We start from the raw sequence: 20,416 nt of genomic DNA on the forward strand, positions 1-20,416 counted from the left end.
TGTTCGAGGTGCCCTGAAGTCCCTCCCACAAGGAGGCCCAGTCCATCCTGCGGAACGACTTCCGTTGCGACGCGCGTTCCAAGCAACGCCTGTCGCGGCCGAAGCCGCTCCTGCGCGGAAGCGTTCCTGCGGCGTGGCATACCCCTGCCTGCATGGCCGTTGCCAGTTTCCGCCACTGGCCAGTTCCCACCACCCAAACGCAGAACGGGCCGCAATGCGGCCCGTTCTTTCTTGCAAGCGCGGGCAGGCCGGCTTACTTCAGCTTGGCGTCCGCGCGCAGCGCCTCGGCGCGGTCGGTCTTCTCCCACGAGAACGCGGTGGCCTGGTGCTGGGCGCCGGTGCCGTCGGTGTAGGTGAAGGCCTTCGGGGTGCGGCCGAAATGGCCGTACGAGGCGGTCTGCTGGTACATCGGGTGGATCAGGTCGAGCATCTGGATGATGCCGAACGGACGCAGGTCGAAGTGCTTGCGGATCAGCTTCTCGATCTTGTCGTCGGCGATCTTGCCGGTGCCGAAGGTGGTGACCGAGATCGAGGTCGGCTCGGCCACGCCGATGGCGTAGGACACCTGCACTTCGCAGCGGTCGGCCAGGCCGGCGGCGACCACGTTCTTGGCGACGTAGCGCGCGGCGTAGGCGGCCGAACGGTCGACCTTGGACGGATCCTTGCCGGAGAACGCACCGCCGCCGTGGCGCGCCCAGCCGCCGTAGGTGTCGACGATGATCTTGCGCCCGGTCAGGCCGCAGTCGCCCACCGGCCCGCCGATCACGAACTTGCCGGTCGGGTTGATGTGGAACTTGGTGCCCTTGTGCAGCCACTTGGCCGGCAGCACCGGCTTGAGGATTTCCTCGCGCACGGCCTCGACCAGGTGCTTCTGCTTGATGTCCGGATCGTGCTGGGTGGACAGCACCACCGCGTCGATGGCGGTCGCCACGCCGTCTTCGTAGCGCAGGGTGACCTGGCTCTTGGCGTCCGGGCGCAGCCACGCCAGCGGCGAGTTCTTCTTCTTGCGCACCTTGGCCTGCTGTTCGACCAGGCGGTGCGACAGGTGGATGGCGGCCGGCATGAAGCTGTCGGTCTCGCGGGTGGCGTAGCCGAACATCAGGCCCTGGTCGCCAGCGCCCTGTTCTTCCGGCTTCTTGCGGTCCACGCCCTGGTTGATGTCCGGCGACTGCTTGCCGATCAGGTTGAGCACGCCGCAGGTCTCGCCGTCGAAGCCGACGTCGGAGCTGTTGTAGCCGATGTCCAGGATCACCTTGCGGGTCAGCGCTTCCAGATCGATCCAGGCGCTGGTGGTGATTTCGCCGGCGACGATCGCCACGCCGGTCTTGACCAGCGTTTCGCAGGCCACGCGCGCGCGCTTGTCCTGGGTCAGGATCGCGTCGAGCACCGCATCGGAGATCTGATCGGCGATCTTGTCCGGGTGGCCTTCGGAGACCGACTCGGAGGTGAAGAGATAGCTGGACATCGCGGCTATATCCTTGTATTCGGATGAAAAGATGGAGGCGAATGATACACGGGCGCCGGGCGGCGTGCATGCTGCCCGGGGCGGACGTTGCCCAAGGTTAACCGGTTGGCGCGCCATGGTGCGCCCGTCACCTTGCCGTAGTCAGATTGCAAGATCGGTGTCGCCGCCGCGGCCGAAGCTGTGCACAGTCAGCAAGGGGGCTTGCCGTGCTCGCACTCGAACGCCGTCTTCAGGACCGCTACCCGCACTGGTTTGCCGGACGCCGCTCGCGGCTGGTCCGGCCATTGCTGCGCGGCCTGCAGAAATGGTCGGGACTGGACGCGCTGGACGCGTTCCTGGAGGCCAACCGCGACCTGCGCGGGTTCGCCCTGGTCCAGGCCGGACTGGATTTCCTGCAGGCCCGCTACGTGGTCGCACCGACCGCCGCCGAGTGCATCCCGGCGCGCGGGCGCCTGCTGATCGTCGCCAATCATCCTTCCGGGGCGCTGGATGCGCTGGCGCTGCTGGACTGCGTGGGCCAGGTGCGGCGCGACGTGAAGATCGTCGCCAACGATTTCCTGTGGGCGCTGGAAGGCCTGCGCGACCTGCTGCTGCCGGTGCGCATCCTCGGCGGCGCACCGTCGCCGGCCAGTGTGCGGGCGATCGAGCAGGCGCTGGCGCAGGAGCAATGCGTGATCGTGTTCCCGGCCGGCGAGGTCTCGCGGCTGGGCTGGGGCGGCGTCGCCGATGGGCGCTGGCGCCGCGGCTTCCTGCGCTTCGCCCTGCGCACCGCCGCGCCGGTGCTGCCGGTGCGTATCCACGCGCGCAATTCGGCGCTGTTCTACGGCGCCTCGGCGCTGTTCAAGCCGGCCGGCACCGCGCTGCTGGCGCGGGAGATGTTCGCCCGCCGCGAGCGCCGTATCGCGCTCAGCCTGGGCCGCGCCCGCGCGCTGCCGCAGGATCTGCCCGAAGCCGAACTGATGCGGCGCCTGCGCAGCGAGCTGTACGCGCTCGGCCGCAGCGGCGGGCAGGCCGCGCCGAGCGAGGAGGCGCTGGTCGCCGCCGAGGACCCGGCGCAACTGGCCGTGGAAGTGGCAGGCCTGCGCAGCCTCGGCCATACCCTGGACGGCAAGCAGATCCGCGTTGGCCGGCTGCGCGCCGGCTCGGCGCTGCTGCGCGAGATCGGCCGCCTGCGCGAGCTGACCTTCCGCGCGGTGGGCGAGGGCACCGGCCGGCGCCTGGACCTGGACGACTACGACACCTGGTACGAACACATCGTGCTGTGGGATGGCGCCGCCACCCGCGTGGTTGGCGCCTACCGGGTTGCCCGCGGTGCGCCGGTGCTGGCCGAGCGCGGCCTGGCCGGCTTCTACACCGCCGAACTGTTCCGCTACGGCGAGGGCATGCTGCCGCGCATCGCCGCAGGCATGGAACTGGGCCGCAGCTTCGTGGTGCCGGACTACTGGGGCAGTCGCAGCATCGACTACCTGTGGCAGGGCATCGGCGCCTATCTACAGGACCATCCGCAGGTGCGCTACCTGTTCGGCGCGGTGTCGATCAGCGCCGCGTTGCCGTACGCGGCGCGCGAGCAGATCGTGGCCTACTACGCCCGCTACTACGGCGACGCCAGCGGCGAGGCCGCCTCGGCGCGGCCGTTCCCGTATCCGGAAGCGCCGCCGGCGTTCGACGAACTGGACGCCGACACCGCCTTCAAGGTGCTCAAGGGCAACCTCGACGCGCTGGGCGCGGCGGTGCCGATGCTCTACAAGCAGTACACCGATCTGTGCGAACCCGGCGGTGCGCGCTTCCTCGCCTTCGGCGTGGATCCCGCGTTCAACGACGCCGTCGACGGCCTGATCGAGCTGGATCTGCAGCGCATCCGCAGCAAGAAGCGCGCGCGCTACCTCGAACGTCCCCGCAACGAAGCAGAGGTGGTGGCATGAGTCCGCTCAACAGCCTGGCGCCGCGCCGCGCGGTGTTCGTCTCCGATGTGCACCTGGGCGCGCCGCATTGCCACGCGCGCGAGCTGGCCGATTTCCTCGGCGGCCTGCGCTGCGACCAGCTGTACCTGGTCGGCGACATCGTCGACTTCTGGTGGATGGCGCAGCGCCGCGCGGTGTGGAGCGCGGCGCACCAGCGCGTGGTCGATGCGCTGCACGCGCTGGCCCGCGGCGGCACCGAACTGATCTACGTGCCCGGCAACCACGACCGGCCGATCCGCCGCTTCTGCGGGCTGGCGCTGCCGGCGATGCAGGTGCGCCGGCGCGCGGTGCACGCCACCGCCGACGGACGCCGCCTGCTGGTGGTGCACGGCGACGACTACGACAGCGTGACCCAGTTCGGCGGCCTGCAGGAGAAGTTCGGCGACTGGCTGTACTACCGCATCCTCACCGGCAACCAGTTGACCAACCGCGTGCGCCGCCGCCTGGGCATGCGCTACTGGTCGCTGGCGGACTACCTGAAGCGGCAGAGCAGCGCCGCCGAGCGCTACATCGAGCGCTTCGTCACTGCCGGCCTGGACGACGCGCGCCGCCGCGGCCTGGACGGGGTGATCTGCGGCCACGTGCACCGCGCCGGGCTGTTCGAGCGCGACGGCCTGGTCTACGCCAACGACGGCGACTGGGTCGAAAACCTCACCGCGCTCGCCGAAGAGGCCGACGGCACGCTGCGCCTGCTCTCGCACCGCGGCGACGTGCTGCGCGAACTGCCGCCGCGCCTGCGCCTGGTGCAGGAGAAGGCCTGGCCGCGCGCGGCCTGAAGCAGGCGATCTGGCCAGGCGGCGCTCCACCGCCTGGCAGCTGACTGGGAGATTGGTGCGTTCGACTGCTGCCGCGCCTGCGCGCCGTGCCGTGGTCCCTTTCGCGATCGCTCCGGTCGTGGCGCCCGCGCCCCTGCACTGGACGGATGCGTAGAACCCGGTGTGACCGCCATTCCACGATGGCCGTGTGTGGTGTGCATCACCGCCGTGGCATCGGGTCTACTGCGACGCGTCGGTGTGGCATGCCCGGGCAGGAACCCACGTTCGCGCCCGGGCGTCACGCTGATCCATGTCGCTGCGGCGCGCGTGCGCCGCATCCCGATCAGTTCTGGAGTTGTGGAGACCGTGAAACCAGGGAAGGCGTCGTGCGGCCGGTCGCGCAGATCCATGGGGACATGGTTCGGCTTGGCCTGGTCCGCCGTTTCTGGCGATTCCGTCCAGGCGAACGTCACCGCGCCTGGCATGTGGCCGCGGACATGCCTGCGATGGGCGTGCCTGGGCGTCCTGCTCGCGGCGAGCGCGACCGCGATTGCGCAGAACACGATCTATGGCTGCGCGGAGCCCGCCGCGCCGCGTCCGCTTCCCGATCCGCTGCTGTGCGTGCAGCAGGCGGGCGTGTCGACGCCGCACTCGGCGGGCGATGCGCGGGTCGAGGCGTTGTTCGCACGTGCCAAGCAGCAACTCGATGGCGGCCGCTTCGACGCCGCCGAACAGGCGCTGGATTGCGCGCAGGCCAACCTCGGCGATGCCGGCGGCGCGCGCTTGCGCTACGAGCTCACCCGCCGCCGCGGCATTCTCGATTTCCGCCGCGAACGCCTGCCGCAGGCGCTGGCGCGCTTCGAGTGTGCGGCCACGCTGTCCCGCTCGCTGCACGATCGCATGGGCGAGGCGCGCGATCTGAACAACGTCGGTGCGGCGCTGCGCCGGCTCGGCGATTTTCGCGGTGCCCTGCGCAACCTGACGCTGAGCCTGGACATCCAGCGCGCGCGCGGCGCGGTCTCTGCGTCCGTGCTGACCAATATCGCCGACGTTTATCGCGAACTGCGCGAGTCCGACACCGCGATGCGTTACTACCGCGATGCGCTTGCCGCCAACCGCGCGCAGGGCGACGCCATCGAGGCCGCGCACGTGCAGGAAACCATGGCCGAGCTGGCGCTCGACAGCGGCGACACGCCGCAGGCGCTGGCCTGGCTGCAGGAGGCGCTTGCCGTGTACCGGGCGCAGGGCCGCCGCGTGTACGAATTGCGTGTGCACGATGGCCTGATCCGCGCGGCATTGGCGCTCGGCGACATCGCGCAGGCGCAGCGCTGGAGTTCCAGTGCGCTGGCGCTCGCCGAGGCATGGGCGCTGCCGCTGCCGTCCGCGCTGCAGTTGCAGCTGGCGCGGACCGCCCGCCTCGAAGGCAACGCGGCCGCCGCCGCGGCCCGCCTGCGCGCGGCGCTGGCGGCGGCCGCCGGCGGCGATCCGGTGCGGGTGCCGTTGCTGGAGGAGTTGGCGCGGCTGCAGGAAAGCAGTGGCGATACGGCCGCGGCCATCGCCACGCTGCGGCGCGCGAATGCGGAGGCCGCGGCGCTGGTCCGCGCGCAGCACGATCGCCAGTTGGACTGGCTGCGGATCCGCTTCGACACCGCCGAAAAGCAGCGCACCATCGATGCCCTGCAAAGCGAGAACCGCCTGCGCCAGGTCCAGCTGCGCCAACGCACGTTGCTGCTGTGGCTGGCATTGGTGTCCGGCGTCGCCGCCGCGCTCGGCCTCTGGCTGTGGCTGCAGCGTCGCCGCCAGCGCGAACGTTTGCTGCAAGCCGCACGGCAGGTCCGCCACGAGGAGCAACTGGCCCGCTATCGGCGAGAGGCGGACGCGCTGGCCGAGGATCGCAGCCTGCTGCAGACCCTGCTCGACAGCCGCGAGGACGCGCTGTGCCTGCTCGATGCCGAAGGCCAGGTCCTGGCCACCAATCGTGCCGGCCGCCTGCTGCTCGGCGGCGCGGACGACGCCGAACCGGTCGGGCAGCCAGTGTTCGCCTGCGTTGCCGAGGGCGACCGCCCGGCGTTGCAGGCGGCGCTGGAGCGGATGGAGGACAGCGCCGCGCAACGCCTGGAGATCGTCGCACGGCATGGCACGCCGCTCGCCGTGACCTTCACGCCCTGGCGCGGCGGCGATGGGCTGGTCGTCCTTGGCCTGCAGGAACGCGACCGTGGCGCGGTGGCGGACACCGCGCAGGCCGAGCACACGCCAGCGGAGGCCGCCGCGCCTGCGTTGCGCGATGCCTTCCGGCGCGCGCTGGTCGACCTGATGCTGGCGGTCATCGACACCTGGGAGCGCGCCACCGCGACCGGTCGCCTGGAGTTGGCCGAGCGCAGCCGGATCTGGCGCGTGAACATCGACGACGGCCGCCTGCGTGCGCGGGCGATGGAGCGCTACCTGGCGGTCTCCAAATTGCCCAGCAACCCGCGCTGGCGGGACGTGCTGCGCTCGGCCTACTTCGTGCTCGCGCACTGTGAAGGAATCTCGGCAGAAGAGCGCGCCGCGCTGCAGTCCAGGATCGACACCGTGCTGGCCTATACCCGCCGGGACGCGCTCGGCTGAGCGCGCCTGGCATCCCTGCTGGCGATTGTCGGCCGCGCTGAGCGGCGAGCGCGCCTGCATGGCGCGTCAGCGCCCGCGCTTGGCCGGGCAGACCACGCAGGCGCCCTTCAAGCCGTGTTCCATGCGGTAGCTGCTGTGGTGGTCGCGGGCCAGGAAGGTCGTCGGGCCGAGCACGATGGGCTTGGCCGATCGCGACGGCGCCACCACCTCGCAATAGGCGGCGATGGTGTTCAGCGTGTTCGTGTAGGGCTCGTGGCTGTCGACCACGCCGCACTTGTCCATCGTCTGCCGCAACTGCTCGCCGTCGAAATCGAACTTCACCACCACCTCCGGTTCCTGGTCCTGCTCCAGGCACCAGTCCGGCGGCAGGGTGTCGTGGCCGTGGGCGGCCAGGGGCAGTGCAAGCAGCGCCGCGACGAGGACGGCATGGAAGAGGGAACGGTGGGTGGGCATGGGAACCTCGCAACGCGCAGGGAAGAGACCTGCAGCCTACGAATGGCGGCGGTGCGGATTCCAGCGCATCCGCGGGTATAGACCGGGAATAAATTCACCTAAATCCTTGATTTTTCGGCCGTGGCATCTGTGCCGCAGGCACGAGGCGCGCTCCTGTGCAGTCGCTCCGCCTGTCACGGCGTCGCCAATCCGACCCGGTTCATTCCATGGGCAGCCCGGCTTCGCCCTCGTGCCGCGCCGACGCGCTGCCTAGCCTGGAATCGCCGGATCGCAGCGTGTGCCGATGCGGCGGTGGCCATCCCCCGGGGGCGATCCACGCACCCCAGCCATCTCCAGTCACTTCCATATAGCGAGAGAACGCTCATGAAGAAGAAGCTCCTTGTCGCAACCGCTCTGCTGGCGGGCAGTGTCGTCGGCGCCCCTGCGCTGGCGGCCGAAAATCCGGTCGACCAGGCCGGCATCCAGCACAACATGTACCTGGGCTGCCTGATGGACCTGAATGCCACGGCCGAAGACGCGCTGACCCTGCTGGTCAAGAAGTGCGGCTACGCCCCCGGCGTGCCGCTGGAACGCTTCGTCGCCACGCAGCAGCCCATCGTCGACGCGGTCGACCCGACCCGGCCGATGACCGAAAACCTGGCCGGGCTGCGCCAGCAGCTGAGTGCCTACGAATACTCGTTCATCGAGCGGATGGACCAGATCGTGCAGAACGCCGAGGACCTGGACGCGGCGGCGGTGCAGTTCGAGGAACTGGAGCGGGAGGCCATCGCGCGGCTCGATCCGAAATCGCAGAATGGTGCGCTGATCCTGGGCGGACTGAGCGTGGCCAGGCACTCCACTCAGTATTGGTCCAAGTATGCGGCAGAGCAGGGGGAGTCCCCGGCTGGCGCCACCGCGAAGAAGGGGTTCTGGAAATGGCTGGCCACCATCGGTTCGGACGTGGTCGGCTATCTCGCCTCGCACAACATCGGCACGGCGGCGACCGTCTCCAACGTCGTCCACGGCTGGTTCAAGTGAGCGGTTGATCCCAGCGGCGTACAGGAAAATGGCAAGGCGTCCCGGAAGGGGCGCCTTGCCTGTGCGGCGTTGTCGGGCGTATGTGGATGGTGCCTGCCTTACCCGGCAACCGTCCGGCCCGACACGGTGTGGGAGCTTTGCAGGAGCGGTTTCAGCCGCGGCACTGGCTGCTGACGCACGCCACGCGACAGCGTGCCGCGGTCGATGCTTCCGCGAATTGGCGCGCCAACGATCTCTAGGGAAGCCAGCGGACTGTCACGACGAACGCTACCGCCGCGGCGCGCCTCGCGCCGCATCGCTGCTAGCATCGGCCGATGGATTCCCTTACTCAGATCGTCCTCGGCGGTGCCATTGCCGCCGTCATCGCGCCGGCTGTGCATCGGCGCGCGGCTCTGCTTGCGGGTGCCGCGCTTGGCACCTTGCCCGACCTCGATTCGCTGATCCTTCTGCCGCTGACCCGCGATCCCGTCACGTTGATGACGGTGCATCGCAGCGTCAGCCATTCGCTGTTCGTGCTGCCGCTGCTCGGCTGGCTGATCTGGTGGCTGTTGCGCCGCTTCGGCCATGGGCGGGTCGCCGAGGCGCCACGCCGCTGGTTCTGGGCGATCCAACTCGCGCTGATCACCCATCCGCTGCTGGATGCGTTCACCGTCTACGGCACCCAGCTGTGGTGGCCGCTGCGGCCGCCGCCGACGATGTGGTCGAGCGTGTTCATCATCGATCCCGCCTACACGCTGTGGCTGCTGCTGGCCTGCGTCATTGCCTGGTTCGCGCGTGCGCGCCGCGTGGCGCAGCAGGCCTTGCTGGCCGGGTTGTTGCTGAGCAGCGCCTACCTGGGCTGGTCGCTGCTGGCGAAGCATCTGGTCGACCGCGAGGCCGACCGTGCGCTGGCGGCGATGGGCCTGGCGCAGGCGCCGCGCTTCTCGGTGCCGATGCCGTTCAACACGCTGCTGTGGCGGGTGGTGGCGATGACCCCGAGCGGCTACGTGATCGGCGAGCGTTCGCTGGTCGCCGATCGCTGGCCGATGCGCTTCCAGGGCTATCCCTCCAACACCCAGGCGCTGGCGCAGGTGCGCGAGCTGCCGGCGGTGCAGCGATTGAGCTGGTTCAACCGCGGCTTCATGCGCGCGCAGGTCAAGGATGGCGAACTGGTGCTCAGTGATCTGCGCATGGGCCTGGAGCCGGACTACAACTTCAACTTCGCGGTGGCGCGGCAGCGCGGCGACGGCTGGGATGCGATTCCTCCGCGGCAGTTGCAGGCCGCCTACCGGGCGCCGGAGGCGCGTGGGCAAATTCGCGCAGCGCTGGCGCGGATGTGGCAACGGATCTGGGTCGAACCGGCGTCGCCCGCGCCGGTCGGTGCGCAGGTGCCGACAGCGGCGCGTTGAGCGCGGCACAATCGACCGAGGCATGGCGCGCCCTCATTTGGGAACGAATTGGCGCAAGCATTAATTCTTCGATCATGGAGCGCCTGCTGCAGGCCAGGGCCGCGTCTCCGCACTGCAGCGGTGATGCCCAGTTCGCCAATTCGACCCGGTTCGTTCCCGCCGCGACCCGGTTTCGCCCTCGTGCGTCGCCGCAGACCCGCCTAGCCTGAAACCGTCGCATCGCGTCGTGTGCCGATGCGGCGGTGGTCGCCTCGCAGGTGTCCCCCCTCAAGAACGTTTGGAGACCTAGGCCATCCTCTTCCCATCTATTGCATGAGAATGTTCATGAACAAAACGCTTTTTGGCGCGGCTGCCGCGCTCCTGATCGGCAGTGCTTTTGGCGCCGCCCCCGCGCTAGCGGCCGAGAACCCGATGGACCAGGCTGGCATCAAGCACAACATGTACCTCGGCTGCCTGATGGATACCAAGGACTCGCCCGACGAGGACCTCGCTGTCCTGGTCGAGAAGTGCGGCTACGATCCCGGCATGCCGCTGGAGCGCTTCATCGCCACGCGCAAGCCCATGATCGATGCGATCGATCCGACCCGGCCGATGACCGAGAGCCTGGCCGGGCTACGCCAGGCGCTCAGTGCCTACGAGTTCTCGTTCATCGTGCGCATGGAGCAGATCGTGCAGAACGCCGGGAGCCTGGACGCGGCGGCGTTGCAATTCGAGGAATTGGAACGGGAAGGCATCGCACGGCTTGATTCCAAGTCGAAGAACGGCGCGCTGGTGCTGGGCGGGCTGAGCGTGCTCAGACACTCCGCGCGCTACTGGTCCAAATTCGCGGCCGGCACCACGGCGAAATACGCTGCGTCTCCCGACCCGAACCAGGGCTGGTTGTTTGTCTCAGCGTGCGATGCAGTCGGTTACTTTGTGTTTCGTGACGGCGAGTTGGGTGCTGCCACCTCGCGCGCAGCGTTTCATGTACTTGCTTCACAGGGATATTTCCCGCTCTACGCCTACCAATAGTGCCTCCCCTAAGCTGCTTCAGGTAGTGCAGATAAAGAAAGGCGTTCCCAATGGGGACGCCTTTTCATCAAAAAGAGAATGCGGGCCATGTTGCCACTAGTCGGGTGTGCAGGCGCCGCGTTGATCCGGGCTTCTGGGGGAGACTGAGCCAAGCCGTCCCGCATCGCCAGCAAACGTGGCTTCGCCCGGCAACGTCGCGATCGCCGCTCGATACGCAGGCTTCACCAGCACCGCCGTCAACGCCGCTCAATACACCGTCGCGTGCGCCTGCACGAACGAATAGAAGAACACCGCGTCCGGGTCGCTCTGCACCTGCGCCATTTCCCGGCGCATGCCGGCCACGGTCTCCGCATCCACCGCGCCGGCCTGCAGCAGCCGTTCGGCCGCCGACAGCAGCAGTTCTTCCCAGAACCCGATCATGGTCTTGCGCCGCGCCGGTTCGCGGTTGTCCAGGTGCAGGGTCTTGATCTGCGTGCTGACGTCGCGATAGCCGCCGGCCAGCAGCAGGTTGCCGAGCTTGGCGCCGACGAACGGGTCGCCGCCATGGTCGTACTGGAAGTCGTTGAACGCCATCCAGTAGCGCCATACGTTCGGCGAGTACGGATGCAGCAGGAACGAGGCGTTCATCACCTCGGTCACGTACACCGGCGATCCCGGCGCCAGCACGCGCCGCACTTCGCTGAGTACCCGCGACGGCGACGGTACGTGCTCCAGCACCCAGCACAGGAACGCCGCATCGAAGCTGCGCGGCTGGAACGGCAGGTCGCCGGCATCGGCCTGCTGCAGCGTGTAGCGGTCCTGGCACCAGGGCATGCGCTGCAGGTTGTCGCGCGCGGCCTGCAGTTGCGCCTCGCTCAGGTCGATGCCGGTGACGTGCAGCTCCGGGAAACGCCGTAGCAGCACTTCGGTCTGCGCACCGACGCCGCTGCCCACTTCGAGCAGGCGCCGCGCGCCGGTGTAGTCGATCTGGTTGAACAGGGTGGCTTCCAGCAAGCGCGCCTGTTTCAGCAGGCGCGCCTGCTCGGTATCGGAATAGCCGTGCAGGTAGGTCGGGCTGTCGGGAGGCGAGCGCATGGCGGTGCTCCAGGGAGAAGACGTCAGGCGGCGGCGGACAAGGCCGGTGGCACGCCGGCGATCAGCGCGTCGAAGTAGTGGGCGGTCAGCGCCAGTTGCGCCTGCGCGCTCTCGGCGCGGTTGACCACGGCGCGGAACGCGGCGTTCTCGGGTCGATCCTTGGCGTACCAGCCCAGGTGCTTGCGGGCGATACGCACGCCCTGCGCCTCGCCGTAGAAATCATGCAGGGCCTGCAGGTGGCCGAGCAGGGTGTCGCGGACGAACGTCAGCGACGGCGCTGGACGCAGTTCGCCGGTGGCCAGGTAGTGCGCGATCTCGCCGAAGATCCATGGCCGGCCCTGCGCCGCGCGACCGACCATCACCGCGTCGGCGCCGGTTGCGGCCAGCACCTGTGCCGCCTTCTGCGGCGAGTCGATGTCGCCGTTGGCGATCACCGGGATGTGCAGCATCGCCTTGATCCGGGCGATGGTGGCGTATTCGGCCTGGCCGCTGTAGTGCTGATCGCGGGTGCGCCCGTGCACCGCCAGCGCGGCGATGCCGCAGTCTTCGGCGATGCGCGCGATGACCGGGCCGTTGCGGTGGTCGCCGTCCCAGCCGGTGCGGATCTTCAGCGTCACCGGCACCGGCGAGGCCTTCACCACCGCGCTGAGGATGCGCGCCACCAGCGCCTCGTCGCGCATCAGCGCCGAGCCGGCCCAGGCGTTGCAGACCTTCTTCGCCGGGCAGCCCATGTTGATGTCGATCAGTTGCGCGCCGTGGTCGGCGTTGTAGCGCGCGGCCTCGGCCAGTTGCTGCGGTTCGGTGCCGGCGATCTGCACGCTGACCGGGTCCGGCTCGCCGGCGTGGTCCATGCGCTGCAGCGACTTGCGGGTCTGCCAGAAGCGCGGATCGGAAATGGTCATTTCCGACACGGCCAGGCCCGCGCCCAGCCGCTTGCACAGCAGCCGGAACGGCTTGTCGGTGACCCCGGCCATCGGTGCCAGGATCACCTTCGGTTCGATCGTGTAGGGGCCGATACGCATGCGCGTAGTGTAGCGGGGCGCATGCGCTGGCGGGCCGGGCGGCCCGCGCGGCCGTCAGCGCATCAGCTGGTACAGCTCGAAGCCATTGTCCTTGCCGTCCAGGATCAGCAGCAGTTCGTTCGGGCCCAGCGCGACCAGGCGGCCGACGCTGTTGCCGTGCGTGCCGTCGGAGGCATGGCCGGGCGCGTAGGCCGCTTCCGGCTCGTCGTTGACCGTGCTTGCGCCGAGGAAGGCCAGCTCATGGCTGCCGGCGGACAGCGGATACAGCGTGCCGCTGCGGCGCTGCGAGCCGCTGGTCTTGCTCAGGTGGTAGCCGCAGGGATCGCGGCGGATCTCGGCCTTGAAGTAGGGATAGGCGTAGGCGAAGTGCGGGTCGATCTGGATCGAGCGCACCTTCCAGCGGCCCTCCAGCTTGCCGGGCTGCTGCGGCGTCTGCGCGCGCTGCAGCAGGCTGCGCGCCAGCGCCGCGCCCTTTTCCTGCTCGGCATCGTCGTAATGCGCCGCGATCACCTGCTGCAGGCGTTCGGCGGAGACGGTCACCGCGGCGCGGTCGGCGTCGGCGGCCAGGCTGTTCCAGTCGCAGTGCGGTGCCGCGGCGGCGGACAACGGGAGCAGCAGTGCGCACAGCGCGGCGAACGGGATGACGGAACGGCGGGGCATCGGCAACTCCTTGTCGGATGCGTGGCCGGCGCAGCGCCGGCGCTGGTTTGTGATGGCAGGCAACGGCGACGGCCGGCGCCGTCGCGCCGATCGCTCAGCCGGCCTCGGGCGTCAGCCGCGGCATCGATGCCGCCGCGCCTTCGGCCTCGGTGGAGCGCGCCGCGTAGTGGTTGGCGAAGCGCACATGGGTAGCGAACGCGGCGTTCGGCGACTGCGCCAGCGACGCCACCAGGGCGCCGTTGAAGGCGTCGCCGGCACCGGTGGTGTCCACGGTATGCGCGGTTTCGGCGCCGATCCGGTAGTAGGGCTGGGTGTCGCCGAGCAGGCGCTCCTCGGGGTGCGAGATGAACGCACCGACCGCGCCCAGCGTCACCACCACGGTGCCGCCCGGCAGCAGCTTGCGGCACAGCGCGTGCAGGCTGCCGCCATCGGTGGCGGCGACGTCGTCGGCGTCCACGCGCACGCCGACATGGCGGGCGAGCAGGGCGGCGAACTCGGTTTCGTTGGGGGTCAGCACGTCGGCCAGCTTGAGCAGGCCGATGCTGGTCTGCGCGTTGGCCGGGGCGGCGTTGAGCACCGTGGTCAGGCCAGCCTCGCGGGCCAGCGCCAGGGTGCCCTCGATGGTCTCGATCGGCGATTCCAGCTGCGCCAGCAGCACCCGCGCCGAGCCCAGCAGCGGACGCTGCGCCTGCACGAAGTCCAGGCTCAGCGCGGCGTTGGCGCCGGCGCCGATGACGATGGTGTTGCGGCCGTGGCCGTCGACGTAGATGCCGCCGGTGCCGGTCGGCTCGCTGCGGGCCTCGGCGACCAGGGCGATACCGTCCTGCGCGGCCAGGCCGCGCGCCATCGCGCCGCCGGCGTCGTCGCCGAGCGCGCAGACGAAGCTGGTGCGCGCGCCGGCACGCGCCGCCGCCACCGCCTGGTTGAAGCCCTTGCCGCCGGGGCCGGTGCTGTAGCGGCCGGCGATGGTCGCCCCCGGTGCGGGCAGATTCTCGCACCGCCACACATGGTCGACATTGAACGAACCGACGACGATGACCGAACTCATAGGCATGTACTGCTTCTCGACTGGAACTGAAAAAAGAAAGATGGGTGCGGCGGATGCCGCGGCCGGATCAGGCGAAGTGCGACAGCACCCCGGCGATGGTCGCGGTCATGAAGGTCGCGATCGAGCCGCCCAGCACCGCACGCAGGCCGAAGCGGGCCAGGTCGTGGCGGCGCTCGGGGGCCAGGCCGCCGATGCCGCCGATCTGGATCGCGATCGAACTGAAGTTGGCGAAGCCGCACAGCGCGTAGGTGGCGACCAGCCGGCCTTCCGCGCTCAGGCTCACGCCCGGCACCTGGCCCTGGACGATACGCGACAGCTCGGTATACGCGACGAACTCATTGATGACCACCTTCTGGCCGATCAGCGAACCGACCGTGGTCGCATCCGGCCACGGCGTGCCGATCACCCAGGCCACCGGCGCCAGCACGTAGCCGAAGATGGTGGACAGGTTGGTCGGGCGGCCGATCACGCTGGCCAGGCCGGTGACGTCGCCGATCCAGGTCAGTGGCGCATTGACCAGCGCGATCAGGGCGATGAACGCCAGCAGCATCGCGCCGATGTTCAGCGCCAGGCGCAGGCCGTCGCCGGCGCCGGCGGCGGCGGCGTCGATCACGTTGCTGGTGGTCTTCTCCACTTCCATCTTGACCGTGCCGCGGGTCAGCGGCGTGCCGGTTTCCGGGATCAGCAGCTTGGCCACCACCAGCGTCGCCGGCGCGGCCATGATGCTGGCCGCCAGCAGATGCTTGGCATAGAACGCCTGCTGCGCCGGGTCGCCGCCGCCGAGCATGCCCACGTAGGCCGCCAGCACGCCGCCGGCGATGTGCGCCATGCCGCCGATCATCATCGTCAGCAGCTCGGACTCGGTCATGCGCGGGATGTACGGACGCACCGTCAGCGGCGCCTCGGTCTGGCCGATGAACACGCTGGCGCAGACGCTGGTGGTCTCGGCGCCGGACACGCGCATCACCTTGGTGATCGCCCAGGCCATCACCCGCACCACCGCCTGCATCACCCCCAGGTGGTACAACACGCCCATCAGCGCGGAGAAGAAGATGATGGTCGGCAGCACCTGGAAGGCGAAGATGAAGCCGTAGGTCTTGGTGTCGAGCAGGCTGCCGAAGATGAAGCTGGAGCCTTCGTTGACGAAGCTCAGCACCTTGACGAACACCTGGCCGAGCCAGTCGAACACCTCACGGCCGCCCGGGACCAGCAGCACCAGCGAGGCGAACCCGATCTGCAGGACCAGGCCGGTCGCGACCAGCTTCCAGTCCACCGCCCGGCGGTTGTTGGAGAACAGCCAGGTGATCCCGATCAACACCGCCAAACCGAACAGGCCGAAGCCGATCCTTCCCAATCCCTCGACCATCTGCGTCCCCGGTCCCCGACCAAAGACGGGAAGCCTAGTGCAGGGGGTGACGGCCGGCAAGGCGAGCGGTGTTCAGTCGGGGATTCGGGAGTGGGGATTGGGGATTCGGAAGAGCAGGCGCCCCGCTGCCGCAGGTGCGGCGATGCCGACGGTGCCTCGCGGCAGCGCCGCTACACTGTGCGGCCGCCCGCCGGCCGTGCCGCGGGTTCGCTCAGCAGGAGGAGTTGCCATGCAATACCGTCGCCTCGGTGCCACCGGGCTGCAACTGTCGGCGCTGTCGTTCGGCGCCTGGATCAACTTCGGCGGGCAGACCGGCCGCGACGAAGCGCGCAACCTGATCGCCGCCGCCTGGGACCACGGCATCAACTTCTTCGACAACGCAGAGGTCTATGCGCACGGCCGCGCCGAGCAGGTGATGGGCGACGTGATCGCCGACCTGCGGCTGCCGCGCGACGGCTTCTGCGTGTCCAGCAAGGTCTACTTCGGCGCCGTCGAGTCGCCGCGCCCCACCCAGCGCGGGCTCTCGCGCAAGCACGTCACCGACGCCTGCCATGCGGCGCTCAAGCGGCTGCGGGTGGAGTATCTGGATCTGTACTACTGCCACCGCCCCGATCCGGACACGCCGGTGGAGGAAACCGTGCGCGCGATGGACGCGCTGATCCGCCAGGGCAAGGTGCTGTACTGGGGCACCTCCGAGTGGCCGGCCGAGCGCATCCGCGAGGCGGCGCAGGTGGCGCGTGCGCTGGGCCTGCATGGGCCGTCGATGGAGCAGCCGCAGTACAACCTGCTGCATCGCGCGCGCGTCGAGCAGGAGTACGCGCCGCTGTACGCCGAGCTCGGCCTGGGTACCACCATCTGGTCGCCGCTGGCCTCGGGCCTGCTGACCGGCAAGTACAACGACGGCATCGATCCGGCCTCGCGGCTTGGCCAGGAGCGCAATGCCTGGCTGCAGCAGGATGTGATCGGGCCGCCGGCGCAGCGCCGCATCGAGCGCGCGCGCGCCTTCACCGCGCTGGCCGCGGCCGAGGGCGTGGCGCCGGCGTCGCTGGCGATCGCCTGGTGCCTGCGCAACCCGCACGTCTCCACGGTGATCCTCGGCGCCAGCCGGGTGTCGCAGCTGCTGGAGAACCTGGCCGCGCTGGAACTGGCCGCGCGCGACGACGCGGCGTGGTGGGAACGGGTCGACGCCGCGGTGCGCTGACGACGGCATGCGCTTGCGCCGCCGTAGTGCAGCGGCGGCGCGGTGGCGAGAGCGATGGTGCGTAACGATCTTTGGAATCTTTCGTGGTCGGTATTTCGATCGGGATTGCGAATCGAATCGGGCGAGAATGGGTCTTGATTAAGTATTGAGAATCATTATCATCTCGATGCACCCCGTGGATGGAGTTCGACCATGACCGCTCAACCCGTGCTGTTGCATCACCCCGAGACCCTGAGCCTGCGCGAGCGCACCGTGCCGCGCGCCGTGCCGGCCGAAGAAACCATCAGCAGCCAGGCGCTGCTCAAGGGCCGCCGCGAAGTGCTGATCCAGCACGGCGACCGCGTCTATCGTCTGCGCCACACCAGCAACGACAAGCTGATCCTGACCAAGTAATGCCTCCGGCCGCCGCGCGCGGCCGGCCTCCCCGCCCGATCTGCCGCCACCTGGCCCACGCCCCTGCGCGTCGGCCGCGGCCGCCTCGCAGTCGCGATCCTTCTCTCCCCCTCGGCCAGGCGCGGACCCCGCGCCGTGCCGGTCGAGGGTCTTCCGCGACCACCGATGCTCCCCATGTTCCGTACCGCCCCGCTCACCGGCGCGCTGTGGCTGGCCCTGGCCGCCGGCGCGCATGCCGCTCCCGCATCCGCCTCCGACGCTGACGACGCCGCCAGTGCGGCGGCCGCCATCCGCGATTTCGATCGCCTGCAGGTCACCGCCACGCGCACCCAGCGCGCCATCGTCGACGTGCCCGGCAGCGTCGACGTGATCGACCGCGAACAGATGGACCGCGCACTGGTCCACGACCTGAAGGATCTGCTGCGCTATACGCCCGGCGTGTCCGCCACCGGCAACAGCGGCCGCTTCAGCGGCATCTCCGGCATCCGCATCCGCGGCCTGGACGGCAACCGCGTGCTGATCCAGACCGACGGCATCCCGGTCTCGGACACCTTCAGCTTCGGCAGCTACCTCAACGCCAACCGCAACTTCGTCGACATGGACACGCTCAAGCGCGTGGAGATCGTGCGCGGTCCGGCCAGCGCGCTGTACGGTTCGGATGCGCTGGGCGGGGTGGTCGCCTACGTCACCAAGGATCCGGCCGATTATCTGGCGCCGGGCAAGGACAGCTACGTCGGCCTGAAGTTCGGCTACGAGAGCGAGTGGAAGGGGCTGTTCGCCGGCGCGCTGGTCGCCTTCGGCGGCGACCGCTGGAGCGGCATGGCCGCGATTAGCCATCGCCAGGGCCAGGAAAGCGAAACCCAGGGCGACAACCGCAGCATCGGCGCCGCCCGCACCGCGCCCAATCCGCTCAGCAGCGACGGCCGCAGCCTGCTCAGCAAGCTGGTCTACGCGCCCAGCGCCAATCAGCGCTTCAAGCTGACCGTCGAAGGCAACGAGGACTACTCGCGCATCGATGCGCTGAGCAACGTCACCGCCAGCATCCTGTCGCAGCGCGGCCGCGACCATCAGACCCGCGCCCGCGTGTCGCTGGCACACGAGGTGGACCAGCTCGACACGCTGCTCGCCGACGACCTGCAGTGGCAGCTGTACCGCCAGGACAGCCAGAGCCTGCAACGCACCGACGAGCGCCGCAGCAACGGCACGCTGCGGCACATGGAGCACGACTTCGACCAGCGCCTGTACGGGCTGCAGGCGAATCTGCACAAGCGGGTCGATCAGGGGCGCGTCGTCCACGACATCAGCTACGGCATCGACCTGTCGCACACCGATACCCACGAAAAGCGCGACGGCCACACGCTGAACCTGCGCACCGGCGCGATCAGCAAGACCGTGGGCATGGAAACCTTCCCGGTCCGCGACTTCCCGATCACCGAGACGCTCAAGGCCGGCGCCTACCTGCAGGACGAGATCGCGCTGGCCGACGGCCGCTTCAGCCTGACCCCGGCGTTGCGTGCGGACTATTACCGGCTGTCGCCGCAGGTCGACGCGATCTTCGCCACCGACAATCCCGGCGTGGCGGCGAAGAAGATCAGCGATCGCAACGTCTCGCCCAAGCTCGGCGCGATCTGGCGCCTGGACGACGCCTGGTCGTTGTACGCCAACTACGCGCACGGCTTCCGCGCGCCGCCCTACAACGACGTCAATATCGGCTTCACCAACCTGCTGATCGGCTACACCGCGATCGCCAATCCCGACCTGAAGCCGGAGACCAGCCGCGGCGCCGAACTGGGCGTGCGCTACGCCGGTCCGGCGGTCTACGTCGGCCTGAGCGCCTACCGCAACGCCTACCGCGATTTCATCGAGTCCTACCGCTTCGTCGGCTTCAACGCCGACGGCCTGATGCTGTATCAATCGCGCAACGTCGACCGGGTGACCATCCGTGGCGTGGAGGCCAAGGCCGGTGTCGACTTCGGCGCACTCGATGCGCGCTGGGCTGGCTGGTCGCTGCAGGCCAGCGCGGCCTATGCGCGCGGCGACAACCGCACCGACGGCACGCCGCTCAATTCGGTGGATCCGCTGCGCGGCGTGGTCGGGCTGGGCTACGACCGCAGCAGCTGGGGCGCGCAACTGGTCGCCACCGCGGTGGCGAAGAAGCGCCGGCCGGAACTGCCGACCTACTACACGCCGGCCGGCTACGCGACGCTGGACCTGCTCGCGCATTGGGACTTCACCGAAGGTGCGCGGCTCGACGTGGGCGTGTTCAACCTGGCCGACCGCCGCTACATCGACTGGAACATGCTGCCCGGCGCGACCCTGGCCAGCAGCGCCGTGCTCGACCGTTATACCGGTGCCGGGCGCAACGTCTCGGTCAGCCTGGCGCTGGACTGGTAGCGGCGGATGCGCACGGCCGCGCCAGCGCGTACCGGCCCGGAGCGGATCGCCGCGCCGCTGCCGCGCCCGGCGCAGCTGGCCGCCCTGGGCACGGTGTTGTGCCTGTACCGCGCCCACACCGGCGCCGAACTGATCGGCTGGCGCCACGCCTGCAGCGTGGCCGCGCACCTGGATGTGGACAGCGACGGCGTGCTGGAGAGCCTGCGCTTCTACGATCGCCAGCAGCAGTGCTGCTGGCGCCTGTACCTGCTGCCCGACAGCGATTTCGTCGCCTGGGACATGCTGCTGTCGGCGCTGCCCGCGGCGCAGGATGCCGCCGATGGCGGCGTCGCCGAGCGGCTGTGGCGGCGCGTCGCCGGGCGCCTGCGCGGCGACGGCTGGCATGCGCGGGCGCTGCGCCTGCACGCGGCCGATGGCGTGCTGGCGGCCAGCGTCGCCGGCGTGTCGCCGCTCGGTGCCAGCATCGCCCGCCGCATCGCGCGCCTGGAGGCGGCCGAGGGCGACGTGCTGGTCGACGACTGCTGTTTCGCCCGCGCCGGACGCCCTGCGCCGCGCCCCGATCCCGACCGGCCGTGGCCGCTGCTGCGGTTGTGAGCGGTCG

Annotated in this window: 18 protein-coding genes; 10 read left to right on the forward strand and 8 right to left on the reverse strand. The window is 69.6% G+C overall.

From position 1 onward, the window contains the following. Window positions 1–253: 253 nt before the first annotated feature. A complete protein-coding gene (gene metK / locus CEK66_RS09015) occupies window positions 254–1,465 on the reverse strand; it encodes a methionine adenosyltransferase (RefSeq protein WP_010342184.1) in 1,212 nt (403 codons plus the stop codon). A 206-nt stretch (window positions 1,466–1,671) separates the two neighbouring features. Between metK and CEK66_RS09020 the strand changes: the two genes are divergently transcribed. From CEK66_RS09020 to CEK66_RS09030, 3 genes are all read left to right on the forward strand, one after another. Beyond that, window positions 1,672–3,387 carry a GNAT family N-acyltransferase gene (locus tag CEK66_RS09020; RefSeq protein ID WP_193312609.1) on the forward strand — a complete coding sequence of 572 codons (1,716 nt, stop codon included), beginning with the start codon at window positions 1,672–1,674 and terminating at the stop codon, window positions 3,385–3,387. After that, complete coding sequence (locus CEK66_RS09025; protein WP_152236686.1) at window positions 3,384–4,202, forward strand: UDP-2,3-diacylglucosamine diphosphatase; 819 nt, start codon at window positions 3,384–3,386, stop codon at window positions 4,200–4,202. The genes CEK66_RS09020 and CEK66_RS09025 overlap by 4 nt, the downstream gene beginning before the upstream one ends. A 615-nt stretch (window positions 4,203–4,817) precedes the next feature. Then, entirely contained in the window at window positions 4,818–6,788 is a 1,971-nt protein-coding gene (locus CEK66_RS09030) for a tetratricopeptide repeat protein (protein WP_193312610.1), read from the forward strand. A 66-nt stretch (window positions 6,789–6,854) separates the two neighbouring features. Here CEK66_RS09030 and CEK66_RS09035 read toward each other — a convergent pair whose 3' ends face one another. Next, window positions 6,855–7,241: a hypothetical protein gene (locus CEK66_RS09035; RefSeq protein WP_152236688.1), complete on the reverse strand. Its 387-nt coding sequence runs from the start codon at window positions 7,239–7,241 to the stop codon at window positions 6,855–6,857. 363 nt (window positions 7,242–7,604) lie between these two features. Between CEK66_RS09035 and CEK66_RS09040 the strand changes: the two genes are divergently transcribed. Continuing rightward, window positions 7,605–8,258, forward strand: coding sequence for a hypothetical protein (locus CEK66_RS09040; protein ID WP_019800194.1), 654 nt, complete (start codon window positions 7,605–7,607; stop codon window positions 8,256–8,258). 98 nt (window positions 8,259–8,356) lie between these two features. Here the strand turns inward: CEK66_RS09040 and CEK66_RS20600 are convergent, their stop codons facing one another. Further along, window positions 8,357–8,746, reverse strand: a complete 390-nt coding sequence (locus CEK66_RS20600) for a hypothetical protein (RefSeq protein ID WP_226978549.1) — start codon at window positions 8,744–8,746, stop codon at window positions 8,357–8,359. Here CEK66_RS20600 and CEK66_RS09045 point away from each other — a divergent pair. Further along, a complete protein-coding gene (locus CEK66_RS09045) occupies window positions 8,633–9,646 on the forward strand; it encodes a metal-dependent hydrolase (RefSeq protein ID WP_226978547.1) in 1,014 nt (337 codons plus the stop codon). The two genes, CEK66_RS20600 and CEK66_RS09045, sit on opposite strands and share 114 nt — an antisense overlap. A gap of 324 nt (window positions 9,647–9,970) precedes the next feature. Next, entirely contained in the window at window positions 9,971–10,657 is a 687-nt protein-coding gene (locus CEK66_RS09050; RefSeq protein WP_152236690.1) for a hypothetical protein, read from the forward strand. Window positions 10,658–10,903: 246 nt separating this feature from the next. Here CEK66_RS09050 and CEK66_RS09055 read toward each other — a convergent pair whose 3' ends face one another. The 5 genes from CEK66_RS09055 to CEK66_RS09075 form a co-directional block, all read right to left on the reverse strand. Further along, a complete protein-coding gene (locus CEK66_RS09055; protein ID WP_152236691.1) occupies window positions 10,904–11,731 on the reverse strand; it encodes a class I SAM-dependent methyltransferase in 828 nt (275 codons plus the stop codon). A 23-nt stretch (window positions 11,732–11,754) separates the two neighbouring features. Continuing rightward, a complete protein-coding gene (gene dusB, locus CEK66_RS09060) occupies window positions 11,755–12,753 on the reverse strand; it encodes a tRNA dihydrouridine synthase DusB (RefSeq protein ID WP_152236692.1) in 999 nt (332 codons plus the stop codon). Between the two features lie 54 nt (window positions 12,754–12,807). Continuing rightward, on the reverse strand, window positions 12,808–13,413 hold the full coding sequence (locus tag CEK66_RS09065) for a DUF4893 domain-containing protein (RefSeq protein ID WP_152236693.1): 606 nt from the start codon (window positions 13,411–13,413) through the stop codon (window positions 12,808–12,810). A gap of 94 nt (window positions 13,414–13,507) precedes the next feature. Further along, the gene (locus tag CEK66_RS09070) at window positions 13,508–14,461 is read right to left on the reverse strand and encodes a ribokinase (protein WP_152236694.1); all 954 of its coding nucleotides are present in this window, start codon (window positions 14,459–14,461) and stop codon (window positions 13,508–13,510) included. A gap of 67 nt (window positions 14,462–14,528) precedes the next feature. Then, on the reverse strand, window positions 14,529–15,827 hold the full coding sequence (locus CEK66_RS09075) for a nucleoside transporter C-terminal domain-containing protein (protein ID WP_017911618.1): 1,299 nt from the start codon (window positions 15,825–15,827) through the stop codon (window positions 14,529–14,531). 229 nt (window positions 15,828–16,056) lie between these two features. On the opposite strand from CEK66_RS09075, the gene CEK66_RS09080 reads away from it, so the two are divergent. From CEK66_RS09080 to CEK66_RS09095, 4 genes are all read left to right on the forward strand, one after another. Further along, on the forward strand, window positions 16,057–17,028 hold the full coding sequence (locus CEK66_RS09080; RefSeq protein ID WP_152236695.1) for an aldo/keto reductase: 972 nt from the start codon (window positions 16,057–16,059) through the stop codon (window positions 17,026–17,028). Window positions 17,029–17,220: 192 nt separating this feature from the next. Continuing rightward, window positions 17,221–17,421, forward strand: coding sequence for a hemin uptake protein HemP (locus tag CEK66_RS09085; protein WP_152236696.1), 201 nt, complete (start codon window positions 17,221–17,223; stop codon window positions 17,419–17,421). A 174-nt stretch (window positions 17,422–17,595) separates the two neighbouring features. After that, complete coding sequence (locus tag CEK66_RS09090; RefSeq protein ID WP_152236697.1) at window positions 17,596–19,815, forward strand: TonB-dependent hemoglobin/transferrin/lactoferrin family receptor; 2,220 nt, start codon at window positions 17,596–17,598, stop codon at window positions 19,813–19,815. Window positions 19,816–19,821: 6 nt separating this feature from the next. Continuing rightward, on the forward strand, window positions 19,822–20,409 hold the full coding sequence (locus tag CEK66_RS09095; RefSeq protein WP_152236698.1) for a Hemin transport protein: 588 nt from the start codon (window positions 19,822–19,824) through the stop codon (window positions 20,407–20,409). Window positions 20,410–20,416: the final 7 nt, after the last annotated feature.

This window comes from Xanthomonas sp. LMG 12460 (assembly GCF_009192895.1).
GTDB classification, from domain to species: domain Bacteria; phylum Pseudomonadota; class Gammaproteobacteria; order Xanthomonadales; family Xanthomonadaceae; genus Xanthomonas_A; species Xanthomonas_A sontii.